The 21,876-nt window shown below is 51.5% G+C and carries 24 protein-coding genes and 1 tRNA gene; 17 read left to right on the plus strand and 8 right to left on the minus strand.

The features are described from left to right. Positions 1 to 379: 379 nt before the first annotated feature. Together I2G61_RS00810 and yunB are read left to right on the plus strand one after the other, a co-directional pair. On the plus strand, positions 380 to 688 hold the full coding sequence (locus I2G61_RS00810) for a DUF1805 domain-containing protein (RefSeq protein ID WP_072683989.1): 309 nt from the start codon (positions 380 to 382) through the stop codon (positions 686 to 688). Continuing rightward, complete coding sequence (gene yunB, locus I2G61_RS00815; protein ID WP_072683990.1) at positions 666 to 1,343, plus strand: sporulation protein YunB; 678 nt, start codon at positions 666 to 668, stop codon at positions 1,341 to 1,343. The genes I2G61_RS00810 and yunB overlap by 23 nt, the downstream gene beginning before the upstream one ends. An 82-nt stretch (positions 1,344 to 1,425) precedes the next feature. Here the strand turns inward: yunB and I2G61_RS00820 are convergent, their stop codons facing one another. Further along, the gene (locus I2G61_RS00820) at positions 1,426 to 1,674 is read right to left on the minus strand and encodes a NifU family protein (protein ID WP_072683991.1); all 249 of its coding nucleotides are present in this window, start codon (positions 1,672 to 1,674) and stop codon (positions 1,426 to 1,428) included. Positions 1,675 to 1,685: 11 nt separating this feature from the next. Next, positions 1,686 to 2,141, minus strand: coding sequence for a divergent PAP2 family protein (locus tag I2G61_RS00825; RefSeq protein ID WP_006058768.1), 456 nt, complete (start codon positions 2,139 to 2,141; stop codon positions 1,686 to 1,688). A 74-nt stretch (positions 2,142 to 2,215) separates the two neighbouring features. Here I2G61_RS00825 and I2G61_RS00830 point away from each other — a divergent pair, with 74 nt between their 5' ends. Both I2G61_RS00830 and I2G61_RS00835 read left to right on the plus strand, forming a co-directional pair. Then, entirely contained in the window at positions 2,216 to 2,581 is a 366-nt protein-coding gene (locus I2G61_RS00830; protein ID WP_020223945.1) for a CvfD/Ygs/GSP13 family RNA-binding post-transcriptional regulator, read from the plus strand. Next, entirely contained in the window at positions 2,578 to 3,852 is a 1,275-nt protein-coding gene (locus tag I2G61_RS00835) for a glucose-6-phosphate isomerase (RefSeq protein WP_072683992.1), read from the plus strand. Before I2G61_RS00830 ends, I2G61_RS00835 begins: the two co-directional genes overlap by 4 nt. A 208-nt stretch (positions 3,853 to 4,060) precedes the next feature. Here I2G61_RS00835 and I2G61_RS00840 read toward each other — a convergent pair whose 3' ends face one another. Together I2G61_RS00840 and I2G61_RS00845 are read right to left on the minus strand one after the other, a co-directional pair. After that, positions 4,061 to 5,926 (minus strand): LTA synthase family protein, encoded by a 1,866-nt coding sequence (locus I2G61_RS00840; protein ID WP_072683993.1) that lies wholly within the window; start codon positions 5,924 to 5,926, stop codon positions 4,061 to 4,063. A 168-nt stretch (positions 5,927 to 6,094) separates the two neighbouring features. Next, a complete protein-coding gene (locus tag I2G61_RS00845) occupies positions 6,095 to 7,213 on the minus strand; it encodes an FAD:protein FMN transferase (protein WP_229100625.1) in 1,119 nt (372 codons plus the stop codon). A 251-nt stretch (positions 7,214 to 7,464) separates the two neighbouring features. Between I2G61_RS00845 and I2G61_RS00850 the strand changes: the two genes are divergently transcribed. The 7 genes from I2G61_RS00850 to I2G61_RS00880 are packed head-to-tail and all read left to right on the plus strand — an operon-like array spanning position 7,465 to position 13,148. After that, positions 7,465 to 8,760: an RnfABCDGE type electron transport complex subunit C gene (locus I2G61_RS00850; RefSeq protein ID WP_072683995.1), complete on the plus strand. Its 1,296-nt coding sequence runs from the start codon at positions 7,465 to 7,467 to the stop codon at positions 8,758 to 8,760. 14 nt (positions 8,761 to 8,774) lie between these two features. Then, a complete protein-coding gene (locus I2G61_RS00855; RefSeq protein WP_072683996.1) occupies positions 8,775 to 10,154 on the plus strand; it encodes an RnfABCDGE type electron transport complex subunit D in 1,380 nt (459 codons plus the stop codon). Between the two features lie 11 nt (positions 10,155 to 10,165). Then, a complete protein-coding gene (locus tag I2G61_RS00860) occupies positions 10,166 to 11,413 on the plus strand; it encodes an FMN-binding protein (RefSeq protein WP_072683997.1) in 1,248 nt (415 codons plus the stop codon). A 12-nt stretch (positions 11,414 to 11,425) separates the two neighbouring features. Then, positions 11,426 to 12,076: an electron transport complex subunit RsxE gene (gene rsxE / locus I2G61_RS00865; RefSeq protein ID WP_072683998.1), complete on the plus strand. Its 651-nt coding sequence runs from the start codon at positions 11,426 to 11,428 to the stop codon at positions 12,074 to 12,076. Further along, positions 12,073 to 12,654, plus strand: coding sequence for an electron transport complex protein RnfA (locus tag I2G61_RS00870; RefSeq protein ID WP_139248583.1), 582 nt, complete (start codon positions 12,073 to 12,075; stop codon positions 12,652 to 12,654). Before rsxE ends, I2G61_RS00870 begins: the two co-directional genes overlap by 4 nt. A 3-nt stretch (positions 12,655 to 12,657) precedes the next feature. Further along, on the plus strand, positions 12,658 to 12,843 hold the full coding sequence (locus tag I2G61_RS00875) for a hypothetical protein (protein ID WP_072683999.1): 186 nt from the start codon (positions 12,658 to 12,660) through the stop codon (positions 12,841 to 12,843). Next, positions 12,840 to 13,148, plus strand: coding sequence for an RnfABCDGE type electron transport complex subunit B (locus I2G61_RS00880; protein WP_072684000.1), 309 nt, complete (start codon positions 12,840 to 12,842; stop codon positions 13,146 to 13,148). The genes I2G61_RS00875 and I2G61_RS00880 overlap by 4 nt, the downstream gene beginning before the upstream one ends. A gap of 611 nt (positions 13,149 to 13,759) precedes the next feature. On the opposite strand, the gene I2G61_RS00885 is transcribed toward I2G61_RS00880, so the two are convergent. The 3 genes from I2G61_RS00885 to I2G61_RS00895 form a co-directional block, all read right to left on the minus strand. Beyond that, positions 13,760 to 14,599: a DegV family protein gene (locus I2G61_RS00885; RefSeq protein WP_072684001.1), complete on the minus strand. Its 840-nt coding sequence runs from the start codon at positions 14,597 to 14,599 to the stop codon at positions 13,760 to 13,762. Between the two features lie 183 nt (positions 14,600 to 14,782). Further along, positions 14,783 to 14,859: transfer RNA gene (locus I2G61_RS00890), tRNA-His, on the minus strand. Positions 14,860 to 14,942: 83 nt separating this feature from the next. Then, complete coding sequence (locus I2G61_RS00895) at positions 14,943 to 15,659, minus strand: RcpC/CpaB family pilus assembly protein (RefSeq protein ID WP_072684068.1); 717 nt, start codon at positions 15,657 to 15,659, stop codon at positions 14,943 to 14,945. 130 nt (positions 15,660 to 15,789) lie between these two features. Between I2G61_RS00895 and I2G61_RS00900 the strand changes: the two genes are divergently transcribed. The 6 genes from I2G61_RS00900 (at position 15,790) to I2G61_RS00925 (ending at position 21,258) form a co-directional block, all read left to right on the plus strand. Further along, positions 15,790 to 16,107, plus strand: a complete 318-nt coding sequence (locus I2G61_RS00900; RefSeq protein ID WP_072684069.1) for a PadR family transcriptional regulator — start codon at positions 15,790 to 15,792, stop codon at positions 16,105 to 16,107. Beyond that, positions 16,104 to 17,129, plus strand: a complete 1,026-nt coding sequence (locus tag I2G61_RS00905) for a DUF4097 family beta strand repeat-containing protein (RefSeq protein ID WP_072684070.1) — start codon at positions 16,104 to 16,106, stop codon at positions 17,127 to 17,129. The genes I2G61_RS00900 and I2G61_RS00905 overlap by 4 nt, the downstream gene beginning before the upstream one ends. A gap of 164 nt (positions 17,130 to 17,293) precedes the next feature. Next, positions 17,294 to 17,983 carry a M48 family metallopeptidase gene (locus I2G61_RS00910; RefSeq protein ID WP_072684071.1) on the plus strand — a complete coding sequence of 230 codons (690 nt, stop codon included), beginning with the start codon at positions 17,294 to 17,296 and terminating at the stop codon, positions 17,981 to 17,983. 82 nt (positions 17,984 to 18,065) lie between these two features. After that, complete coding sequence (locus tag I2G61_RS00915) at positions 18,066 to 18,761, plus strand: response regulator transcription factor (protein WP_072684072.1); 696 nt, start codon at positions 18,066 to 18,068, stop codon at positions 18,759 to 18,761. Then, a complete protein-coding gene (locus I2G61_RS00920) occupies positions 18,736 to 20,670 on the plus strand; it encodes a sensor histidine kinase KdpD (RefSeq protein WP_072684073.1) in 1,935 nt (644 codons plus the stop codon). Before I2G61_RS00915 ends, I2G61_RS00920 begins: the two co-directional genes overlap by 26 nt. 84 nt (positions 20,671 to 20,754) lie before the next feature. Further along, positions 20,755 to 21,258 carry a hypothetical protein gene (locus tag I2G61_RS00925; protein ID WP_072684074.1) on the plus strand — a complete coding sequence of 168 codons (504 nt, stop codon included), beginning with the start codon at positions 20,755 to 20,757 and terminating at the stop codon, positions 21,256 to 21,258. A 73-nt stretch (positions 21,259 to 21,331) separates the two neighbouring features. Here the strand turns inward: I2G61_RS00925 and I2G61_RS00930 are convergent, their stop codons facing one another. Continuing rightward, the gene (locus tag I2G61_RS00930) at positions 21,332 to 21,826 is read right to left on the minus strand and encodes a peptidoglycan-binding protein (protein WP_195547748.1); all 495 of its coding nucleotides are present in this window, start codon (positions 21,824 to 21,826) and stop codon (positions 21,332 to 21,334) included. Positions 21,827 to 21,876 lie beyond the last annotated feature (50 nt).

Here is a 21,876-nt window from a genome sequence, read left to right on the forward strand (position 1 = left end):
CAGAGATTCAATCTTCAACACTGTGTTTTAAAATTCCAAGTTCAGCGCTTCCAAAAAACATTGATCCGCAGATTTTCTGTTTTCCCAATCAGCGTTATTTGGATGTACGCATCATTGCGAGTCTGAAAGTGAGGGGATGAGTCAAGACGATTATCAGCGATAAAGGCGGCGGGAATTTGTTAAAGTCCTGAATTCGCGGCTGGATGCCTGATTTTTCACAGTGAGGGGGGCGGGGTGGCCCTGGTTTCGTCGTTTTTCTTTTCGAAATTCGATCGGGAATGGCCAGGCTGAAGCACCTCGCTTTTCCTCTGCCGCTTCGAAAAAAGGAACGCACCAAATTTCAATCTTTCTCTATACTGATAGGGGAGGAGGCTGGGCTATGATCGAGTTAAAAACATTGGAAATCGAGGCGTATCGGTTCATGGATATCACGCTGTTTCTGCCGCGCTGGACCTGTCGGATGATCGTCTGTACAAAGGCGGTGCTGGTTGATGAAAGCTGGGACCTGAACGTTCTGGAAACAAAACAAATCGCAGCCTTTCAGGTGCTGAAACCGGGAAAAGACGGACTGTTAAACGGAAAAATTACAGCGATGACGTCAACCGCCGCCCGCTTGGGAATATATATAGGAATGAGCGGGAAGGAAGCGCTGCTGAAGGTGATGCATGAAAAAACGGAAACGGGATAGGAACCGGCGCTGGCTGGCGCTCGTCGTGATCGCCGCGGCGCTGGTTTGGCTGGGCAACCGGACGCTCAGTCAGATCAACGCGCTGCTTAAGCCGCATGTTGAGAAAGTCGCTGCCAGTGAAGTCCGCAATGCAGCCTCGTCCGTGATTAAGCGGGCGGTCGATTCGCTGAATTTGAAAACGGAAGATCTGATCCGGGTACAGCGGGATGGGCAGGGCAACATTACGGATATCGTTTATGATACGCAGCGGATGAATGAATTGATGAGCCTGTCGCTGGACGCCGCTCAGGAATCGCTGAATGCTGCGGAAGAAGGGGAAACGGACCCGCACACCCATCTTGTTTATTACGATAAGGGCATCATTTATTCTCTGCCGGTCGGGATGCTGACCGGATCGGTGCTGCTGGCAAACGTCGGACCTTCGATTGACATCCGGATGCGTGCCGTCAACAGTCTGGTTGGGCAGATCGACGCCGTGTCCACGGCCTATGGCATCAACAGCACCCTGTTGGAAATCGACTTGAAGATCAGCGTGGAGATGTTGGTGATCAGCCCGTTTCTGCTCGATCCCCAACAGATTGAAGTTAAGATTCCGCTGGTTATGCAAATTGTGCAGGGGCAGATTCCGCAGCTGATGGTCGGCCAGCTTGCCTGATTCGTTAAACGTCAGGGATATCTTGAAGGGGAGAAGCCAATAAAAAAACCGCATCTGCGGTTTTTTGCCTGTATCGCTGCAATTAGAAGAACAACGGCTCGGAAGGCGCCATGTGGACTTCCGTTACGCCGGGAACTTCATCGAGAAGAATCGCTTCGATCCCATCCTTCAGCGTCGCGTCTAACGACAGACATTCGGAACAGGCGCCCAGCATTTTAACGGTGACAATGCCGTCTTCCAGACTGACGAATTCCACGTCGCCGCCGTCGCGCTGAATATACGGACGGATCTTTTCAATAACATTTTTAACTTGAGTTTCCATGGTTTCCATAATTTATCACCTTATCTTATAAAATACATCAGCCCGGCGATGATTAAGCCGAGGATAATCCCGCCGAAGACTTCAATCCATTTGTGTCCCAGCACTTCCTTGACCTTGGTCAGATAAATCGGATCGTCCAGACGGGTCTGCGTCAGAATCTGGATATCCTTGATCAGCTGCTGCGTAATCCGGATGTTCTGTCCGGCATAATAACGGACGTTGGCGGCGTCGTAAGCGACGATCAGCGAAAACATCAGCGTGACGGCAAATAACGTCGACGAAAAATTATCCGTGATCCCGACGGCCAGCGTCAGCGCCGCTACCGTCGAGGTATGCGAGCTGGGAAAACCGCCGCTTTCCAAGGCGAGATGCCAGTCCCAATCCCGGGTTCGTATGTAGCGGATAACGGGCTTAAGCAGCTGCGCTGTTAAATTGGCTACAATCGCAGCCCAGAACGGATACATCTGTTGAAGCATGGTGCTCACCTCGAGAATTAGTATATCACAAAAACGCAAGGAGGTGATATAATAAAAAAAGATTGGAGGCGTCTATGCAGTATCGAATCGGACAAATCGTGGAGGGAACGATCACCGGGATTCAGCCTTATGGGGCGTTTGTCAGTCTGGATGAGGAAACGTCAGGACTGATTCACATCTCGGAAATCTCGGAGGGCTTCGTTAAGGACGTTAATCATTTCGTTCATGTCCATGATCGCGTGAAGGTTAAAATTATTGATTTTGACAAGTCTACGCATCAGGCGCGGCTGTCCTTAAAAGCGCTGCATCCCACGGCATTCCGCAAGGAACGCGGGCGGGGGAAGGCCAGTCGTCTGCCAGTCATGAAAATTGGATTCCGGTCGCTGGCCGAAAACCTGGACCGCTGGATCGAGGAAGCAAATAAAGGAGAAACAGTATGATCAAATTTGACACTTCGCATGCGCATCTGCAGGAAAACATTTTCGATTATCAACAAGCGGTAACGCTGGCACATACCCAGCTGCATGAAAAGAGCGGCGCGGGCAACGATTTCGTCGGCTGGGTCGAATGGCCGAACAGCTATGACCATGAAGAATTTGAAAGAATCAAGGCGGCGGCCAAACGGCTGGAAGGCCAGTGCGACGTGCTGCTGGTATGCGGCATCGGCGGCTCATATCTGGGCGCGCGGGCAGCGATTGAGATGATGCGCGGGCTGTATTGTCAGGCCAGACCGGAAGTCATCTTCATCGGCAATACGTTCTCCAGCACGTATTTCAAGCAGGTGGAAGCGTATATTCAGGATAAGGAAATCGTTCTTAACGTCATTTCCAAATCCGGCACGACGACCGAAACGGCGATGGCGTTCAGAATGCTGAAGCAGTTGATGGAAAAGAAATATTCCAAGGAAGAATGCCGGAAGCGGATTCTGGCGACGACCGACAAGGCGCGCGGCACTCTGAAAGAACTGGCGGATAAGGAAGGCTACGAAACGTTTGTCATTCCGGACGATATCGGCGGCCGCTATTCCGTTTTGACAGCGGTCGGCTTACTGCCGATGGCGCTGGCGGGGATTGATATCGACGCGGTCATGAAGGGCTTTGCCCAGGCGTATGAAGATCTGAAGAACCCGGATCTGCATGTCAATCCGGCGTATCAGTACGCCGTTGCCCGCCGGATTCTGGAGAATCAGGGCAAGGATGCGGAAATGTTGGTCACCTATGAACCGCAGATGGCGATGATCGCCGAGTGGTGGAAGCAGCTGTTCGGCGAATCCGAAGGCAAGGAAGGCAAGGGCATTCTGCCATGCAGCGCGACGTTCTCGACCGACCTGCATTCGTTAGGCCAGTTTATTCAGGAAGGCAAGAAAATGCTTTATGAAACGCTGCTGTTAGTGGAGACTCCGACGCTGGACGGCACGTTCCCAAGCGACGGGGAAAATCTGGATAACATGAACTATCTGGCCGGCAAAAGCCTGGACTGGGTCAATAAGATGGCATGCCAGGGCACGCTGGAAGCGCATGAAGTCACCGGCAATGTGCCGAATCTGATCATCACGATGCCGGACATGAAGGAAGAAACCTTCGGCTATATGTGCTACTTCTTCTTCAAAGCCTGCGCCGTCAGCGTTTATCTTCTCAACGTCAATCCGTTCAATCAGCCGGGCGTCGAAGTCTATAAGAAAAACATGTTCCGCCTGCTGGGCAAGAACTAAGTCTGGGACTTTCTCGATTTCTCAGTTTGATGAAAGAAATCAGCAAAGCAGCACAAATAAAGAATAAAAAAGTGAATGCCGAAAGGTTTCACTTTTTTTTATGCGCAGGCATGATTTTCAGGCTGCATAGAACAGAACGGATTTTTTTCCATTGACAAACGGTCTGAAACAGCGCAGACCGATCATCGCCGCTGGGCTGAAGCCCAAGCTATTCTGCGAAATAATCATATTTTAAAATCAAATTGGCGATTTCGTGAATTCGCAGCCAATGTTCGTTTTCTTCCATCGCCTGCTGCAGCGGAATGTTCAGATCGCTGAATTCTCGGGTTTGCTTGTCATAACGGTAATTGTTGGTCAGAATCTGGCGGTCGTCGTCGGCATATCCCGGATAGCGGGGATCAAAGAAATCATGTCCCATGATCAGTTCCGGCTGAACGTCAATCGCAAAGAGATTAAATAAGGTTGGCAGGACGTCGATATCGGTGCCGGGTTTTTCAATCGTCTGACCTTCTATCAAAGGTGACCACACGAAGAACGGCACCTCTTCCAGCGAGCCGTGAGTAGCCAGCTGTTTTGCGGTCTGTTCGATGACCGTTTCGGAAAAACCTTTGGCCCGGTGATCGCCGGCAACCGCGATGACGAGCTGATCAAGCGTGCCTTTCTGCTGAAAATGATCGATCACGGAGGCGACGGCCAGATCCAGACTCATGCTTTTGGCGAGATAAACTTTGACCTGTTCGTCCAGCTGCGGATAGCGCTGGCTGACCTTTGCATAGCTGGCGGCGTATTCCCGGGCAGTTTCGGCATTGTGATCCGTTAAATCGGATTGTTCATAGCCCTGATGGCCGCTGTAAGTGATGTCGTAGAGGAAAAACGGCTGCGAATCGTCGATCATCCACTCGATAATTTCCATGCATACGGCGTCGGAGGTGCCATATTCCGGCCCCAAAACGCCCAGATCCCAGAAATCTTCATAGCCGATCTGCGCATAGAATTGATCGCGGTTGTAAAATTCCTTCGTTCCGTTATGCGCGGCGATGGCGGAATAGCCCTGGCTGGCCAATCCTTTCGCCAGGGAAACCGGATAGGTGTTGTCCGCGTATTGCTGCATCGCGATCACGCCTTCGTTGTTGGGCATCAAACTGAGGTTCAGCATGAAGTCCGCGTCGCTGGTTGAGCCTTGAAGCAGGGGCGCAGTGTAATTCACAAAGTTATAGCCCTTTTGCTGGAGCTGATAGAGCGTCGGCGTCAGAAGGGGATCAATGACCGCCTGAGTCAGCGACTCCGCTTCAAAGAAAATCAGATTTTTGCCTTTGAACAAGCCCGTTTGCGCGTTGGGCTGGGCCGGAGCGGATTGGAGATAAGCCGCAATTTCTTCCTGTGCCTGACGCTTTTGCGAACGGAAGCGCAGCGGCTCGAGCTGGTTGAGCTTCAGATCACGCAGGAAGAATGCTTCAGGGCCGAACAGCTCAACAAATTGGCGGGGAGAACTGACGTGTTCGTATAGGTATTGATCAGAATAAGTGTAGTAAAATTTGTCGGCTTCCTCAGCGTTGAGCTTGCCGTAAAACACAAGGCTGCATGCCATGCTCAAACCCAGCCAGATGAAAGCGCCCAAAAAAAATTTCATCCGTCGCTTTCCGTCCGGTGCTGGCTGCGGCTTCAGCGTTGTTAAAAGCAGAAAGATCAGGATCAGGGCGATCAGAAACTGCCAGTCCTGCGGCAGCACGGCGCTGAAACCGGCCCCGAGATTTTGCGTGGCCTCGCTGCGCAGGCCGATGGCGGTCGATAAGAAAATGTACTGACCGAATAAGCGGTAATATAAGCTCTGGCCGGCAATATACAGGAAGTACAGCAGCGTGCACAGTTGACCGGCAAGCTTGTCCCAGGGCGCCCGCAGTCCCCAGATCAGACTGTTGATTAACGCCGCCAGCGCGCCCAGCATCCAGTCGCCATAACCGGCCGGTGAAAAATAAGAATAATGAATGCTGATGAGAAGCAGGGCGATTCCCGCGCTGAGAATCAGCTTGTAGGCCAGCGGGGAAACCGCCGGCTTCGATTTCTTCGTTTTCATGGTGTTCCCTCTTTCCTTCAGTTCAGATTTTCCAGAGTTTTAGTTTACACAAAAAGAGCCGGGAAAAAAACGGACAAATCAACGGGAATGACTAAAATTCCAGCGCGGAAGAAAATAAAAATCCGGCTTCCTCAGGAAGACCGGATCCTATCGTAAGGACAAAAATGTTTATTGCGCGAGATAATCTTTCATCGAATCCGTCATGACAACGGCATATTCGCCCGACATGACGCTGTTGACGCCCGAAGGAACCTGGTCGGGATCCATGACCCACATGACCTCGATTGGCTGATCGGGATAGGTCTGGCGGAAGCGGTCGATCAGAGCCAGACCGTCGTCATAGCTCATTGTGAACAGCGCCGTCGACAGCGCGTCGGCGTAGCCGGAATTTTCCGTGACGATCGTGACCTGATGGTAATAGGTCGCCGGAAACAGCGTCTGCGGGTCGATGATGTGATGATAGAGCTTGCCGTCCTCGGCACCGTAGAAACGTTCGTAGTCGCCGCTGGAGACAAACGCCGCGGAGCCGGGCAGCGTGACGACCGCCAGCGAGCCGTTGCCGGATGGATTGCGGATGCCGACGCGCCATTGCTGACCGCCGGGCTTGTCGTTGATCGTGCAGATGTTGCCGCCGGCGTCGACCGTGCCGTGAACCAGCCCCGCTTCGATCAGCTTCTGCTGGACCTTGCCGGCCGCGAAGCCCTTGGCGATTCCGCCGACGTCTAAGGAAGCGCAGCTCTGATTCAGATAGACCGTGCCGGCGATCTCGTCGATTTCCACTTTATCCCAGCCGGTGCACGCTTTTGCGCTCTCCAATTCGGCAAGCGGCGGCACTTTGCCCAGCTGGCCTTCGTTGTTTAACGCGATGCCTTCCTCGCGATAAGTATGCCAGATCTTGAGTACCGCGCCCATCGTGACGTCAAACTCGCCGTTGGATAAATCATAAAATTCTTTTGCCGTCTTGAGCAGCTCGATAATTTCCGGATCGACGCTGACCGGTTCGATCCCGGCGTTGTCGTTGATCGTCTTGATGTTGTTTAATCCGTCGTAATCGTTATAGACGTCAAACAATGCGTTGTAGTGGAGAAACAGCTGCTTCATTTCAGCGAAATACTGATTGAACTGTTCTTCGTTTTCAGTAAATCCGGTTAACGTCATCACCGTGTCGAAGCCGGCGTCCAGCGCCATATTGGAATAACGCGTCAGCTCCGGCTCCTTCGGCTTGCTTTGACAGCCGCCCAGCATCAGCAGGCCGGCCAGCGCCAGCGACATTGCTTTTTTATTCATTTGAATCACCCGTGAAGATTCTAGCATAAATCGTCGGGCGATACTACCCAAAGGAAACATTTTCAAAACGAATCCAGGGTGAAAAAACTTGAAATTTATCTAAATAGATGTGGAAAAAACGTTTAAAATTAATAGCGATAATGCTATAATAGCTCCGAAGCGAAAGGCGGATAATGAAAAAATCGATCACCGTCGATTTTTTGTGTTTGCCAGAGGCTTTCGGTATTTGAGGAAAGGAAGAGGTGGACGGAATGTCACTATTAACGGGACCGATGCGCAAGCATCTGGACGGTCACAAAGAGCTTACAAGTCATACCGAGCTTGTCAAGGTTGAAGCGGGCAGCCTTGTATACATTCCTTTAATTAACGGTAATTCAACGGCAGTTGAAGTGTTGGTTAAGGAAGGTGACAGAGTAAAAGTCGGAACGATGATCGCCAAGCGGAATGATCATTTTACAGTTCCTTACTTTTCATCTGTATCCGGCACAGTCAAAGGCATCCAGAAAATGATGCATGCTGGCTTGCGTCCGGTCGATCATCTTGTCATTGAAAATGATGGCAAAAACGAAACAGAACAGCCATTCGGCACATTGAACTATCAAACGGCAACGCAGGAGGAACTGGTTTCCTTCATGATGAACGCCGGCATCGTCGGCTGCGGCGGCGCGGGTTTTCCAAGCTATGTCAAGTACAGAGGCTGCAAGGGCATTGATCTGCTGATCATCAACGCCGTCGAATGCGAACCGTACATCACGGCGGATTACAAGAATTCCAGCATGAACATGCAGGATCTGGTCACCGGCGTGGCGGCGATGCTGAAAATGTCGGGCGCTAAGGAAGCGGCGATTGCGATCAAGACGACGAAGAAGGACTTTATCCCGACAGTTGTCGAAGCGTTCAAGGATTACAGCAACATCAACGTCAAGGAAGTTCCGGACGTTTATCCGATGGGCTGGGAACGCACGCTGGTCTATGAAATCACCAAGAAGCGTTATGAAAAGCTGCCGGGCGAAGTCGGCGTCATCGTCAACAACGCGACGACGGCGATTGCATTCGGTCAGGCGCTGACCAAGGGCATGCCGATCACGCACAAATATGTGACGGTCAGCGGCGACGGCATCAACACGCCGGCCAATGTTCTGGTGCCGGTCGGCGTCAAGGCGGCGGATGTGATCGCGGCCTGCGGCGGTTACAGCGGGGAAGATGTGCTGCTGATCGCGGGCGGTCCGATGATGGGCAAAACGATCACGACCGATCAGTTCGTCATCACGCCGTACAGCAACGCGTTAACTGTACTGAAGAACAAACCGGTCAATCAGGTGGCCTGTCTGCGCTGCGGACGCTGCTCGGATCACTGCCCGGCGGGATTGCAGCCGGTCCGGATCAACCAGGCGGAAAAGTCCAAGAACGTTGCGATGCTGGAAAAGCTGAGCATCATGGAATGTATCGAATGCGGCATGTGCAGCTTTGTGTGCCCGTCGAAAATCGACGTCACTGAAGGCGTCCGGAGAGCGAAGCGCTACATGGCTCTGCGCGCTAAGAAATAAGGAGGGGAGTTTGTATGAAATTTAATTTTAAACCGTCCCCGAACTATCGTGATGGTCAGAGCACCGGCCGGATCATGGGCGAGCTGACCTTGGGGCTGTTGGCGGTATTTGCATTTTCACTGTATTATTATTTTACCAATTTTTCAGCGTCTTACGGCTTGCGGGCAATTCTGTTGATGATCACGGCGATCGTCAGCGCCTGCGGCACGGAGATCCTGTGGTGTGTCTTTACGAAGAAGGACATCCTGAACAGTCTGAAAAATTCTTATCCGTGGGTGACGGCGATCATCTTGACGATGATGTGCCCGCTGTCGATTGAATACTATGCCTTAGCGGTCGCGACAGTGATCGCGATCTTCTTCGGCAAGCTGGTCTTCGGCGGCTTCGGACAGAATATCTTCAACCCGGCGGCCGTAGGCCGTGCGACGATTTTCGCCTCCTTTGCGGGCGCGGCGGCGGCCGATATTGTGACCGGCGCGACACCGACGTCTTCGATGGCGGCGCAGAACTGGATTATCAATTCCGCGGAAGGCATGAGCAGCTTCCTGAAGCCGTTTGGCGGTTTGGGAAACATGTTTGTCGGTCTGTATCCGGGCGCTATCGGCGAGACAAGCGCACTGGTGATCCTGGTTGTCGGCGTGATCCTGGCGATCCGCAAGGTCATTGACTGGCGCGTTCCGGCTACTTACCTGATTACGTTGTTTGTTCTGGCAGCCGGCGTCGGCCTGATGCACGGTGCGCCGATCAGCTATGCTCTGTTCCATCTGTTAACCGGCGGCGCCATGTTCGGCGCGGTCTTCATGATGACCGATCCGGTCACCAACCCGACCAGCGCTGCAGGCCGGATTATGTTTGCGGTCGGCTGTGCGGTCATCACGATCGTTCTGCGGCTGCGTTCCAATCTGCCGGAAGGTGTCATGTACTCGATCCTGATCATGAATATGCTGACACCGCTGATCGAAAGTCTGACCGACGGCCAGCAGATCAAAATGAAATCTAAGAACATCCGCAACCTGGCGATCCTGTTTGTTGCGGGTCTGGCGATTACGCTGTTGGTCGGCAGCACGATCAAACCAGTTGCCGCGGGTTCTGCGGAAGCAGGCGCGACCAACGGTACGGAAACGACGTACAACGTCACGCAGCATGGATTCCAGGGCGACAATCAGTTTGAGGTCGTCATCGACACGGCCAAGGGCGAGGTTGTCAGCGTCAAGATGACGGAGTTCAACGATACTCCGGGTATCGGCGACGGCGTCAATGACGATTACCTGAGCCAGTTTGTCGGCGCGAAGAGCGAAGACGACGTCAACGCGGTGGATAATGTTTCCGGCGCGAGCTATACCAGCAAATCGGCGAAAAATGCCATTATTCAGGCATTGAACGCCGGTAATTAAGGAGGTCAGAAATGAAAAAAGCTTTGTATCTGGCCTGTTTCTTAGCCATTGTCAGCGCATTGGCCGGCGGCCTGCTGGCGGCAGTCAACGAAGTCACCGCGGCGAAAATCAATGCCAATGCTTTGGCTGAAGTGATGGGCAGCCTGGAAAAAGTATTCCCGGGCACAACCTATACGGAAGTAACAGATTACACGGATGACTCCGGATTAGTCACCGGCGTCTATCAGGCGGAAGGCCAGGGCTATATGTTCCAGGTCGAAACTTCCGGCTTTAAAGACACGATTAAATTTGTACTGGGCATTGACAACGATTCCAAGATCGTCGGCTACGATGTGATTGCGATTGCGGAAACTTCCGGCATCGGCAGCCGCGTTGCGGAAGATGATTTCAGAAATACCGTCATTGGCAAGACCACCGGTGATCAGATCGACACGCTGTCCGGCGCGACGATTTCCTCCACGGCGGTTGTCAAGGGCTTAGATGCCGCCAAGGCTGTCTATGCTTCATTAACCGGCAACGCAGCTCCTGCGCCAAGCACCCCGGCAACGCCAGAAGCATCTAAGGAACCGGAAACACCGGCTTCCACAGCGACAGTTCTGGATCAGAAGGCCGACGGCAGCCAGGTTACGGTTACCGTTGAAGCCAAGGGCTTCCAGGGCAACAATACCTATACTGTTGTGCTTGATTCCGAAAAGCAGGAAATCGTCAGCGTTGCGATGACGGCGTTCAACGATACGCCGGGCGTCGGCGATGCGGTCAACGATGAGTATCTGACCGGGTTTGCCGGACTGAACAGCGAAGACGCGATCGGCGGCATCGACGTAAAGTCGGGCGCAACGTATACGAGCAATTCGGCTATTGATGCCGTCAAGGCTGCCTGGAACGCGGTTTTCGCAGCGGACAATCAGGATGCGGCGGATCAGCCGGTCGCTGGCGATGACAGCGATGATGCCGCGGTTCTGACATCGGAAGACGGCGCATTAAAGACTTATACTGCGACGGCGAAAGGCTTCCAGGGCGATAACGAATATGAAATCGTCATTGATACTGACAAGCAGGAAGTCGTCAGCGTTAAAATGACAAGCTTTAACGATACGACCGGAATTGGCGACGCGGTCAACGACGAATATCTGGCGGGATTTGCCGGTTTGAAGTCGGAGGATGAAATTGCCAAGGTTGACGTCAAGTCGGGCGCCACCTTCACGAGCAATTCCGCGATTGAAGCGGTCCGCGCAGCGTTCGCGGCCAGCCAGAAATGAGGTGGATGAACAATGAATCGTAAAGAGAATTTTACAGCGGGTTTCATCCGCGAAAATCCAGTATTCGGGCTGTATCTGGGATGCTGCTCCACGCTGGCCATCACCACATCGCTCAACAATGCCATCGGCATGGGCGTTTCCGTTATTATCGTTTTGATTTTATCCAACGTCATCATTTCGATGATGCGCAAGATTATTCCGGATGAGATCCGGATTCCGGTCTACATCGTCGTTATTGCGGCGCTGGTTAAGAGTATTGAACTGTTGATCAAAGCGTATGCGTCTTCGATCGACGCGGCGTTAGGACTGTTTTTGCCGCTGATCGTCGTTAACTGCATTATCTTAGGCCGGGCGGAAGCCTTTGCGAGCAAGAACGGCGTTCTGGATTCCGCATTGGATGGTTTAGGCATGGGCTTAGGCTATACCTGCGCGTTGGTCGTCATGTCCTTAATCCGTCAGATTATTGCGACGGGATTAATCAACTTTACCAATCCGTTTACGAACCAGTTGATTTTTGAAGTTCGTCTGATTCCGGAAAGCTTCACGATTTCGATGTTCGGTTCGCCGACCGGCGCATTCCTGACCTTTGCGGTCTTAGCGGCGGCATTGACAGCGTATAAAAACGCACAGGCGGCGAAGGCTGCGAAAAAGGAGGCTAAATAACGATGGCTAACTTATTTACTTTGTTTATTTCGGCAGTGCTGATTAACAACGTCATCCTGTCGCAGTTTCTGGGTGTCTGCCCATTCTTAGGCGTTTCCAAGAATAAAAGTTCAGCGATCGGCATGGGTGCGGCGGTTACGTTTGTTATCTTCGGCGCTTCAATCCTGACCTATGGTCTGTATAAGCTGGTTCTGGAACCGAATTCTCTGGAATATATGGATCTGTTGTCATTCATTCTGATCATCGCTTCTTTTGTTCAGTTTGTTGAAATGTTCATCAAGAAGTTCTCTCCGGCTTTATATAAGTCGCTGGGGATCTATCTGCCGCTGATCACAACGAACTGCGCCGTTCTGGGCGTTGCGCTGGATAACATCAAGCAGGGCTTTACATTCCCTGAAATGCTGGTGTATTCTCTGGGCATCCCAATCGGCTTCACGTTGGTTCTCTACATCTTCTCCACGATCCGGGAACGCCTGGACGCGGCGGACACCCCGGTTTCCTTCAAGGGCAATCCGATCGCTCTGATCGTTGCGGCGCTGATGGCGCTGGCGTTCAGCGGCTTTGCCGGACTGGTTTAATCCATGGTCATCGCAATCCTGGTCTTAATCGGACTGGGAGCGTTGTTCGGCTTGTTCTACTATCTGAATAGTAAAACGCCAGTACCTGAAGGATGCGAGGATCTGACGGCGGAGTGTGAGGGCTGCAAGATTACTTCCTGCGCTCATAACCCCGTACTGAAACAATCAAAAGGAGAGAATAAAGAATGATTACAGCAATTATCATGATGTTTGTGGTCGGCGCCGTTCTCGGTTTGATTCTGGGGATTGCCTCCAACGTGTTCAAAGTGGAAGTCGACGAACGCGTTGAAAAAGTAACGGCAATGCTTCCAGGCTATAACTGCGGAAGCTGCGGCTTTGCCGGATGCTCCGGCATGGCGGAAGCGATGGTGGCCGGCGAGGTCGCTACGGCTTCGGCTTGTAAGCCAAGCAAACCGGATGCCCGCGCAAAGATCGTTGAGTATTTGACGACAACGCCGGGACCGGACGGCAACACGATTAACATTAAGGCATAATGAAACAGCTGTCTGTTTGTTCGCAATTCAAGAACAACGGACAGCTGTTTTTTTGATTTTCTGGATAATTGGACTGATTTGGGAGCGAATGGGTGTTTTTAGGGAGCGAATAGACTTTGAAGTAAGATCAAAAGCTCGACTCTTGTATTTATTTCAATCCAACAGCTTTAGTGTTGTCAAGTGTTTTGGAGCGAATGGGTGTTTTTAGGGAGCGAATAGACATTGAAGTAAGATCAAAAGCTCGACTCTTGTATTTATTTCAATCAAACAGCTTCAGTGTTGTCAAGTGTTTTGGAGCGAATGGGTGTTTTTAGGGAGCGAATAGACATTGAAGTAAGATCAAAAGCTTGGCTCTTGTTTTTGTTTCAATCCAACAGCTTTAGTGTTGTCAAGTGTTTTGGAGCGAATGGGCGTTTTTAGGGAGCGAATAGACATTGAAGTAAGATCAAAAGCTAGGCTCTTGTTTTTGTTTCAATCCAACAGCTCCAATGTTGTCAGGCGTTTGGGAGAGAATGGGCGTTTTTAGGGAGTGAATAGACGGGGTTCACGGAGTACGATAGTCCTGATTTTTTATATCTGGTAAGAAAATAAAAAAACCGGATCGCTCCGGCTTAGAATTTCAATTTTTTAACGCGTCCGTAACCTAATGTCCGCGGCCCGGTATGAGCCATGATGATGGGACCCATCGCGTGAATAGTGACTGGCTGTCCAATTCGCTCTTCCATCTGCCGTTTCAATTCCTCAGCTTCTTCTTTCATATCAGCTTCAACGATCATCCATTCATACTCAGTGGGATCCGCGACTTCTGCGATTGCGTCCAATCCGACTTGATAGGCTTTCTTTACTGTACGAACTTTGCCAAGTACGTCGATACTGCCGTGTTCCACCTTGAGGATTGGAACAATTTTCAGAAGATTGCCCAACGCCGCGGCGGCTGCGGAAATTCGTCCGCCCCGTTTCAGATACTCCAGCTTTTCCGGAATCAGTGCTGCCCACAGATCAGCTTCTTCTTCGATTTTGTTTTTGATTTCATCGCAGCTGCGGCCGGCTTCAACCTGTTCCAGCGCCCATTGACAAAGCCAGGCGAGAGGATAACAGGCAAAACGGGCGTCAACGACGGTTACCCGTCCATCAAAAGCGGCCGAAGCGGTTAGGGCGGATTGAAAGGAACCACTTAAACCCGAGGAAAGCGGAATGTAGAGAATTTCATCATATTCTTTTAATAAGTCACTCCACTGTTGAATTAATTTTCCCAAATGCGCCTGGGAGGTCTTGACGATCGCCCCCTGTTCCATCCGGCGAATGAATTCCGGCGTTTTAATTTCCATTTCTTCAATGTATTCCTGACCATCAATCATTAAAGGAAACCGCATGACGGTCAATTTCATCTGTTCTGCTTGTTGGGTATTAATATCGGCGGACGAATCCGTCATCACTGCTATTTTTGGCATCTTTTTCACCTCGTGCTTTACAATTATACCATAAGACATTCCCCGACTGGGAAAGACTTTTCTAAGTTTCCCCGGTTCTTTTGGATTTATTAGACAAATCTTTAAAATTGCCTGGCCTCTGGATAAATTCATCATTTTAAGAAAAAGGACACCTGAATCCAGATGTCCTGTGCGAACTATTAATGGGGCGATCGACGAGACTCGAACTCGCGAATGCTGGAGCCACAATCCAGAGTGTTAACCAACTTCACCACGACCGCCATCAGCGAATACTATTTTACCCTAGATGGCGGAATTTGTAAAGCATAAATTTCAAAAAAAGAAGAAGAGCGCGATCAAAAGTTTAACGCTCGTTTTTTAGCCAGCGAAGCACCTCGCTGTCCTCAACTAACTGACATTCAGATTCCGCATAACTGCCGGCGGTTAAATATAACTCGATTCGTCCTTTTTTCTCCGCGATGGACAAGGCAGTGAGATAAGCTTGATCAACAGCTAACAACACCGTTGAAGGCAGCGTGTCGTCTGCCTGAGTGATTCGTTCGCCATTGCGGTTCTGCAGCTCCAGAACGCGTACCCCACGCAGCAGGCAGTCCATCATTTCCTGACCTTCTGGCCATTGTCCATAGACGTATAGATCGACCTTCTGTCCCGGCTGCATCAACTGGCCGCTGATCTCGCTGACCGCTATGGTCAAAGGGAAGACCGCCTGACCTTCGTTCAATAAAGTTACGCTGAAATCTGCCATCGCTGCCGGCGTTTCAACCATTTCCCGATAGAACAAAGAACCGGCCGGAATTGTGCCCTCAAGCCGTGTCCAGGAACCGACAAGCTCTTCTTCCCGGCATAAAACGTCAGCTTGCAGGTAAGCGGAAGGCACGTCAATCCAGATCAGATCGTCCGCCGCGATCAAATGACGAGGCGGCAGGGTTGAGACGCTGACGGGAACAGAAACCAAAGACAGACGTCGGGCCAGCTCCTGCCGGAATAATAAAATCCCGCTGAGAATGAGGATAAGAGCTGCGGCAGAAACTGCGAGGGTCGTTGCGATTTTTTTCTTCATAGATAAAATCCTCCTACTATAAATATTGCGGAAAATCGCAAATTGCCTTACAATTTTTTAAAATTTTAATGAATAGTATATTGCAATATAGAATAGCTAGTGATATGATCTTGTTAGAAGGAGGGATTGGATGAACGCTCAGTTTAAGAAAGGCGTGCTGGAAATGTGTGTGTTGTCCTTGTTAGCGCAGGATGATCAATATGGCTATGAGCTGACAGAAGCAATCTCGCAGAAAATGACGGTCGCGGCCGGAACGTTGTATTTAATTCTAAAGCGGCTGAAAGACGACGGCGATGTGGAGACCTATCTGGTGGAATCTGCAGAAGGTCCAGCCCGCAAGTATTACCGGCTGACGGAAAAAGGCCGGTCCCACGAACAACAGTTACAAGGCGAATGGCGTGAATTTGTACGTTTAGTGGATGAACTCATCCGGAAAGGAGAAGCATGAACAGAAAAGAATACATGGAACGGCTGCAGATGGATCTGGAGGCTGTTGACGAAACGACGGCGAAGGAAATTCTTCAGGATTTTGCCGATCATTTTGATCAGGGGCTGAGCGAGGGACGGAGTGAAGAGGAAATCAGCGCGGAACTGGGTGATCCTGCGGAACTGATCAGCGAATTGAACACCCGGCCGCATCATCAGTCGCAGACGGAAGCTCAGCCGGACGCCAGCTCATTGTCTGCGGTTGTCATTGAGGCGGACAGCGCCGATATTACGCTCAGACAGGGAAATGGCAGTGAGGTGCTGGTCGAGTTCTATGACAGCCGCAATCCACTGCGGGTGCATAATTATCGTTTGGATACCTTTCAGGAAGGCGATATTTATCATATTCATGTGCATCGCTTGCAGAACAGCTGGCTGCGGGCCGGGGCGGGCGAGCATCTGCGGCTGGACGTCACGCTGCCGGCTGCGTGCCTGGACATTAAAATCACCGGGATGAGCGGCGATATCCGCCTGAGGGAAGCGATAAGCTGCGGTAAGCTTGCGGTCGTCACACAGAGCGGGGATATTGAAATCCGCGCCTTGGACGCCGAAGCGGTTCAGCTTACGTCGACCTCCGGTGATATCCAGGCGGCAGTGCGCGGCGAATTAGTCCAGGTGGCATCTGTCAGCGGCGATCTTGACATCGCTCAGGCGGAAGGGAAGCTGGGCAAGTTCCGCACGACTTCCGGCGATCTAAAGGTTCAGGGCTGCTTCCAGGCGATGCTGGCGGAAAGCAAAAGCGGCGATCTGGACTTGTCGATTGAAGAAGCCGAGAGTCTGAAGCTCGATACGATCAGCGGCGACATTCATTTAAAGCTGCCGCGCACAACCGGTTTTCTATGCAGCTTCTCAACGATCTCCGGCGATCTTGGCCAGCATATCGGCTTACCGCTGCAGCGGCAGGGCCGCCAGCTGAGAGCCGGCGACGGGCATGCGCAAATCGCCGTGAAGACGATCAGCGGCGATTTTAAAATCAGCGACTGACAACTGTTCTATCACCTGATAAAATGGCCCGGAGATGTTTGAATAACGCATCGCGCGGGCTTTGGGGAGAATTAGGCAGACAAAAAGACGACGGCGTCCGGCAGGGCGCCGTTTCGTTGTTTCCGGTTTTATGCTATAATAAAACCTCTAAAGGAGTGCGGCTCATGGAAAGCTTGAATATCAATGGGAAAACGCTGCGGCTGACGATTCAGCGCAAACCGATCCGCAATTTAATCCTGCGCTTGAAAACGCCGGACGAATTGCTTGTCAGCGCGCCTTACGCCTGTTCGACGGCGGAAATCCTGCGGTTTATCGAAACGAAGCGCAGCTGGATTGCGGCGCATGCCGAAAAGCTTGCCCAGCGGCAGGCCAGACAGGCGGAATCCTCGGCTGACGGGAGTCTGGCGGTATATGGCCGGCCGGTACAGCTGCAGTGGGTGATCGGCAAAGGCAAACCCCGCCTGCAATCGGAGCGGCTGGTTCTCTATGGTCCGGATTCGCAGCCGGAAACAAAGCGGCGGGCCTTCGATCAGTTTGCCAAAACCAGTCTGGAGGCCGAAATTGGACAGCTGCGGCCGCGCTGGGATCAGGTGATCGCCGATTATCATCTCGCGCAGCCTTCGATCCACTACCGGCGCATGACAAGCCGTTGGGGCAGCTGCATTCCGGCTAAATCCAAGATTACGCTGAATCTGAAGCTGATTCATTATCCGCTGGCCTGCGTTGATGCCGTGCTGTGGCATGAATACGCGCATTTGATCGTGCCGAACCATTCGCAGCGGTTTTACGCGGTTATTTTGCATCACATGCCGGACTATGAAGTGCGCAAAGCCCTGTTAAATGGGGATTTGTAAGAAAACTGTAAGGAAAACAATGGAAACGCTTAAGATTTGTCTGGTAAGGTTATAAAAGAGAAAAGCGGGGAGGATAGGACTGATGGAAAACTATAAAATCTTAGTTGTGGACGATGATCATGAAATTGCCGACGCGATTGAAATTTATCTGAAGAGCGAAGGCTATGAAATTTTTAAAGCCTATAATGGCATGGAAGCCCTGGAAATCCTGAATCAACAGAAGATCCACTGCATTCTGATGGACGTGATGATGCCGAAGATGGATGGCATTCAGGCGATCATGCATATTCGGGAAACCTCCAACATTCCGATCATTATCCTGTCTGCCAAGTCAGAGGACATGGATAAGGTGCTGGGCTTGAACATCGGGGCTGACGATTATATCACAAAACCATTTAATCCGCTGGAAATGATCGCCCGCGTCAAATCGCAGCTGCGCCGCTACATGCAGTTGGGGGCGACGGCGGAAACCGGAACGGTGATCGAGGTCGGCGGTCTGAGCATTGATCTGGAAGCCAAGACGGTCACGCTGGAAGGCGAACCGGTCAAGGTGACGCCGATCGAATATCGAATCCTGGAGCTGTTCTTGACGAATCTCAACCGGGTGTTCTCGATCGACGAGATCTATGAACGAGTGTGGAATGAAACCAGCTTCCAGAGTGAGAACACGGTCGCGGTGCACATCCGGCGGATTCGGGAAAAAATTGAGATCGATCCGAAGAATCCCCGGTATATAAAGGTGGTGTGGGGGATTGGATACAAGATCGAGAAAAACTAGCGGGTTTCTGGCGTTCCTGCTTTTTTTCGTGCTGCTGACGGGGCTGTTGTTCACCTCGTCGCTGACGGTGGAAACGCTGTATTCCGCGCAGGGCAAGCAGGCCCTGTATCCCAAACAGATGATCCAGCAGAGCCTGCAGGATCTGGCGCAGCTGCTTTATGATGAAACGCCGCTGGCCATGGAAGTGCAGGAAGACCTGTACTACAATCTGCATTATGTTGTCGAGCAGAAAGAGATTTATTTCAACAGCGAAGATGATCTGAAGCTGACTTACGATCAGTTTTTACAACAGTATGGCGGCAAAGGCATGCTGACGCTGACCTGGCAGCAGGGCGAAACGCCGCAGATCACCTACCGCGGCGGCTACTTTCTGATCGATCAGAAGACGATTACGCGGGAAACCGCGGAAACAGCGGTCAGTCTGCTCAAGCTGTATTCGCAGGAAAAAGTCGAGCGGCTGGCGTTGGTGATTCCCGATCAGCTTGCTTACAACACGCCGATGTATTACAGCTATACTTATTTTCAGGAATCCATGAATAATCTCAAGATCTGCTTCTATTCTTCCTTGTGCCTGTTTTTTATCACGCTGGCCTACGGCGTGTTCAAGCGGACGGCAATTACAGCCTTTAACGAGGGGCTGGCGCAGTTTACCGCGAATTTCTGGATTGAAGTAAAGCTGGGCCTGGTGCTGGTGCTGACAGTGATGATGCTTTCTTTGTGGCTGCCGCTGCCGTTATCGGCTACGGTGACGTTCTGGGAATTCTATGTTTTAGTCAACGAGCTGCATTTCCATGGCCTGAAACCTTTCCATCATAATATCCTGAATTCTGCGATGAAGACTGTCAGGCTGATCAGCGGCCCCTATGGCTATCAGAAAAAATGGCTGACAGAATTTCTGCTTTTAGTGGTGTTCGAGGTCGTCTGCGCGTTTATTTTATGGACGATGATGTTTTCTTCCTTCTTAGGCTTTATCGGCATTCTGGTGTTCGTCTTGATCTTTGCGGCGGCATTTCTTGTTTTGTTTCTCTATATCCGGCGGATGATGACATTCATGCAGGACTCTGCGACGCTGGCGCAGCAGGTGGAAAATATTCGCCGCGGCCGGCTCAACGAAAGCTTTGAATTGAGCGAAGGCAGTCTGCTGCAGCCGGTCAGCGATAATCTTGAAAAGATCCGCGAAGGCGTCAGTCATCAGGTGGAGGAGCAGCTTAAGAGCGAAAAGCTGAAAATTGAATTGATCACGAATGTATCGCATGATTTAAAGACGCCGATCACCTCGCTGATCAACTACTCCGATCTGTTGACGAAAGCGGAAATCCAGCCGGAATACGCGCGGGATTACGTGCGGATCATCACGCAGAAAAGCGTGCGGCTGAAGAATCTGATCCAGGATCTGTTTGAGATCTCCAAAGCCGCCAGCGGCAACCTGCAGATGGATCTGCGCAGGCTGGAAATCAACGGACTGCTGATGCAGACGCTGGCTGAGCTGGACGAAAAGATCGAGGCCAGTTCCTTGGAGTTCAAGATTCAGTATCTGGACACGCCGGGCTATATTCTGGCCGACGGCGGACGATTGTATAATGTTTTTGACAATCTGATTACCAACGCGATCAAATATTCGATGGAAAATACCCGCGTTTACATCCAGATTGAACGCATGGATGATCAGATTTGCATCAGTTTTAAAAATATTGCGAATTACGAGCTGAAATTTGATCCCGGTTCTCTGACCGAACGGTTTGTCCGCGGCGATGTATCCCGCTCCACCGAGGGCTCCGGACTGGGACTGGCGATTGCGGAAACTTTCGTGACTTTGATGAAGGGGCAGATTGAGGTCAGCGCCGACGGTGATCTGTTTAAAATTGAAATTCGATTTGCGGAATTGCCGCAGGACCACGCTGAAATGTAAGCTCAGCGGCTTTCCTGGATTCTGATCTGATAAAACAGGCCGGCGCGGGGCAGACTAAGGACAGAATGAAAAGGAGGCAGTTTCATGAAGAAAATCATTCTGTGCGCCGGAATCTGTCTGGCGGTGCTGGCCGGCTGTTCCTGGAATAAAAACAATTCGCAGCCCGCGCCTTCCGCTTCGCCCAGTCCGTCGCCATCCGCTCTGCCGACGATTGATCCGGCCATCACGGAAGCCAGCGATATCGTCGGGGAAACAACGGCGTTTGGAACGCCGATCGTGTCCGTTCAGATGAAGGACGGCAAAATCAGCTGGGTTTCGATCGACGAGATCACCGAAGATACGACGAAGAAAGCGCTGGGCGATCAGTATAAGCTGGGTGAACAGGCGATCGCCGGCTGGAGCGAGCAGATCAAAGCGCTGGAAGACTACATCGTCGCGCATGGTCTGGACGCTGTGGACGTCGATGAGGAAGGCAAAGCGGCGAACGAAGATCTGCGGACGCAGTGCACGATCACGATTCAGAACTATTTGCAGACGGTAGAAAAAGCGGTCAGTCAGGCTGAACATCCTGAACCTGTGCAGAAATAACGCGGCCGGGCAACGATCTGAAGCATGAAAAAAACCGGAACTTCCGAAGTGGGGATTCCGGTTTTATTTTTGTCTAGTCGATTAAGGCGATGATCTTATCCCAGGTCTTTTCGACAATTTTGCCATCCGGCGTCAGACTGTGGGCATTTTGAAACGCAATGACCTTGGCTTCGGTTTTGGCACCGAAAACGCCGTCGGCTGTAATCGGGGTCGACGGCAGCGTAAGCCGATTCAGATAGTTCTGCATTTTCTGGACTTCCAGTCCCGTGTCGCCGTATTCCAGCGGCGGCTGCCCGCTGCCGGGATCCGGGTCGGGATTCGGACCGGGGCCGGGATTCGCCTTGTATTTAGCGATAATTTTATCCCAGGTCAGGGTACCGATGATTCCGTCGGCCGTTAAACCGGTGTGTCTTTGGAAAATCATGACAGCGTTTTCTGTGGCGGGTCCGAAGGAGCCGTCTTCTTTTAAAACAGGAAGGTCAGGGTACGAAGAGCGCAGGACGTTCAGATACTGCTGCATTTTCTTGACCGCCAGCCCGGTATACCCTCTGCGAATAACATAAGCCATGTGAGTAAATCCTCCTTTCATTAACAAGGTATGTCTAAGGGAGAGGACCG

The organism is Holdemania sp. 1001095H_141210_F2 (genome assembly GCF_015558105.1).
Taxonomy (GTDB): domain Bacteria; phylum Bacillota_I; class Bacilli_A; order Erysipelotrichales; family Erysipelotrichaceae; genus Holdemania.

Coding starts and splice junctions, on each gene's coding strand:
- I2G61_RS00860 (WP_072683997.1), top strand. CDS start 10,166: ATGAAAAAAGCTTTGTATCTGGCCTGTTTCTTAGCCATTGTCAGCGCA.
- I2G61_RS00820 (WP_072683991.1), bottom strand. CDS start 1,674: ATGGAAACCATGGAAACTCAAGTTAAAAATGTTATTGAAAAGATCCGT.
- I2G61_RS00900 (WP_072684069.1), top strand. CDS start 15,790: ATGAACGCTCAGTTTAAGAAAGGCGTGCTGGAAATGTGTGTGTTGTCC.
- yunB (WP_072683990.1), top strand. CDS start 666: ATGAAAAAACGGAAACGGGATAGGAACCGGCGCTGGCTGGCGCTCGTC.
- I2G61_RS00855 (WP_072683996.1), top strand. CDS start 8,775: ATGAAATTTAATTTTAAACCGTCCCCGAACTATCGTGATGGTCAGAGC.
- I2G61_RS00930 (WP_195547748.1), bottom strand. CDS start 21,826: ATGGCTTATGTTATTCGCAGAGGGTATACCGGGCTGGCGGTCAAGAAA.
- I2G61_RS00875 (WP_072683999.1), top strand. CDS start 12,658: ATGGTCATCGCAATCCTGGTCTTAATCGGACTGGGAGCGTTGTTCGGC.
- I2G61_RS00850 (WP_072683995.1), top strand. CDS start 7,465: ATGTCACTATTAACGGGACCGATGCGCAAGCATCTGGACGGTCACAAA.
- I2G61_RS00910 (WP_072684071.1), top strand. CDS start 17,294: ATGGAAAGCTTGAATATCAATGGGAAAACGCTGCGGCTGACGATTCAG.
- I2G61_RS00905 (WP_072684070.1), top strand. CDS start 16,104: ATGAACAGAAAAGAATACATGGAACGGCTGCAGATGGATCTGGAGGCT.
- I2G61_RS00810 (WP_072683989.1), top strand. CDS start 380: ATGATCGAGTTAAAAACATTGGAAATCGAGGCGTATCGGTTCATGGAT.
- I2G61_RS00825 (WP_006058768.1), bottom strand. CDS start 2,141: ATGCTTCAACAGATGTATCCGTTCTGGGCTGCGATTGTAGCCAATTTA.
- I2G61_RS00915 (WP_072684072.1), top strand. CDS start 18,066: ATGGAAAACTATAAAATCTTAGTTGTGGACGATGATCATGAAATTGCC.
- I2G61_RS00885 (WP_072684001.1), bottom strand. CDS start 14,599: ATGCCAAAAATAGCAGTGATGACGGATTCGTCCGCCGATATTAATACC.
- I2G61_RS00835 (WP_072683992.1), top strand. CDS start 2,578: ATGATCAAATTTGACACTTCGCATGCGCATCTGCAGGAAAACATTTTC.
- I2G61_RS00880 (WP_072684000.1), top strand. CDS start 12,840: ATGATTACAGCAATTATCATGATGTTTGTGGTCGGCGCCGTTCTCGGT.
- I2G61_RS00840 (WP_072683993.1), bottom strand. CDS start 5,926: ATGAAAACGAAGAAATCGAAGCCGGCGGTTTCCCCGCTGGCCTACAAG.
- I2G61_RS00845 (WP_229100625.1), bottom strand. CDS start 7,213: ATGAATAAAAAAGCAATGTCGCTGGCGCTGGCCGGCCTGCTGATGCTG.
- rsxE (WP_072683998.1), top strand. CDS start 11,426: ATGAATCGTAAAGAGAATTTTACAGCGGGTTTCATCCGCGAAAATCCA.
- I2G61_RS00830 (WP_020223945.1), top strand. CDS start 2,216: ATGCAGTATCGAATCGGACAAATCGTGGAGGGAACGATCACCGGGATT.
- I2G61_RS00925 (WP_072684074.1), top strand. CDS start 20,755: ATGAAGAAAATCATTCTGTGCGCCGGAATCTGTCTGGCGGTGCTGGCC.
- I2G61_RS00895 (WP_072684068.1), bottom strand. CDS start 15,659: ATGAAGAAAAAAATCGCAACGACCCTCGCAGTTTCTGCCGCAGCTCTT.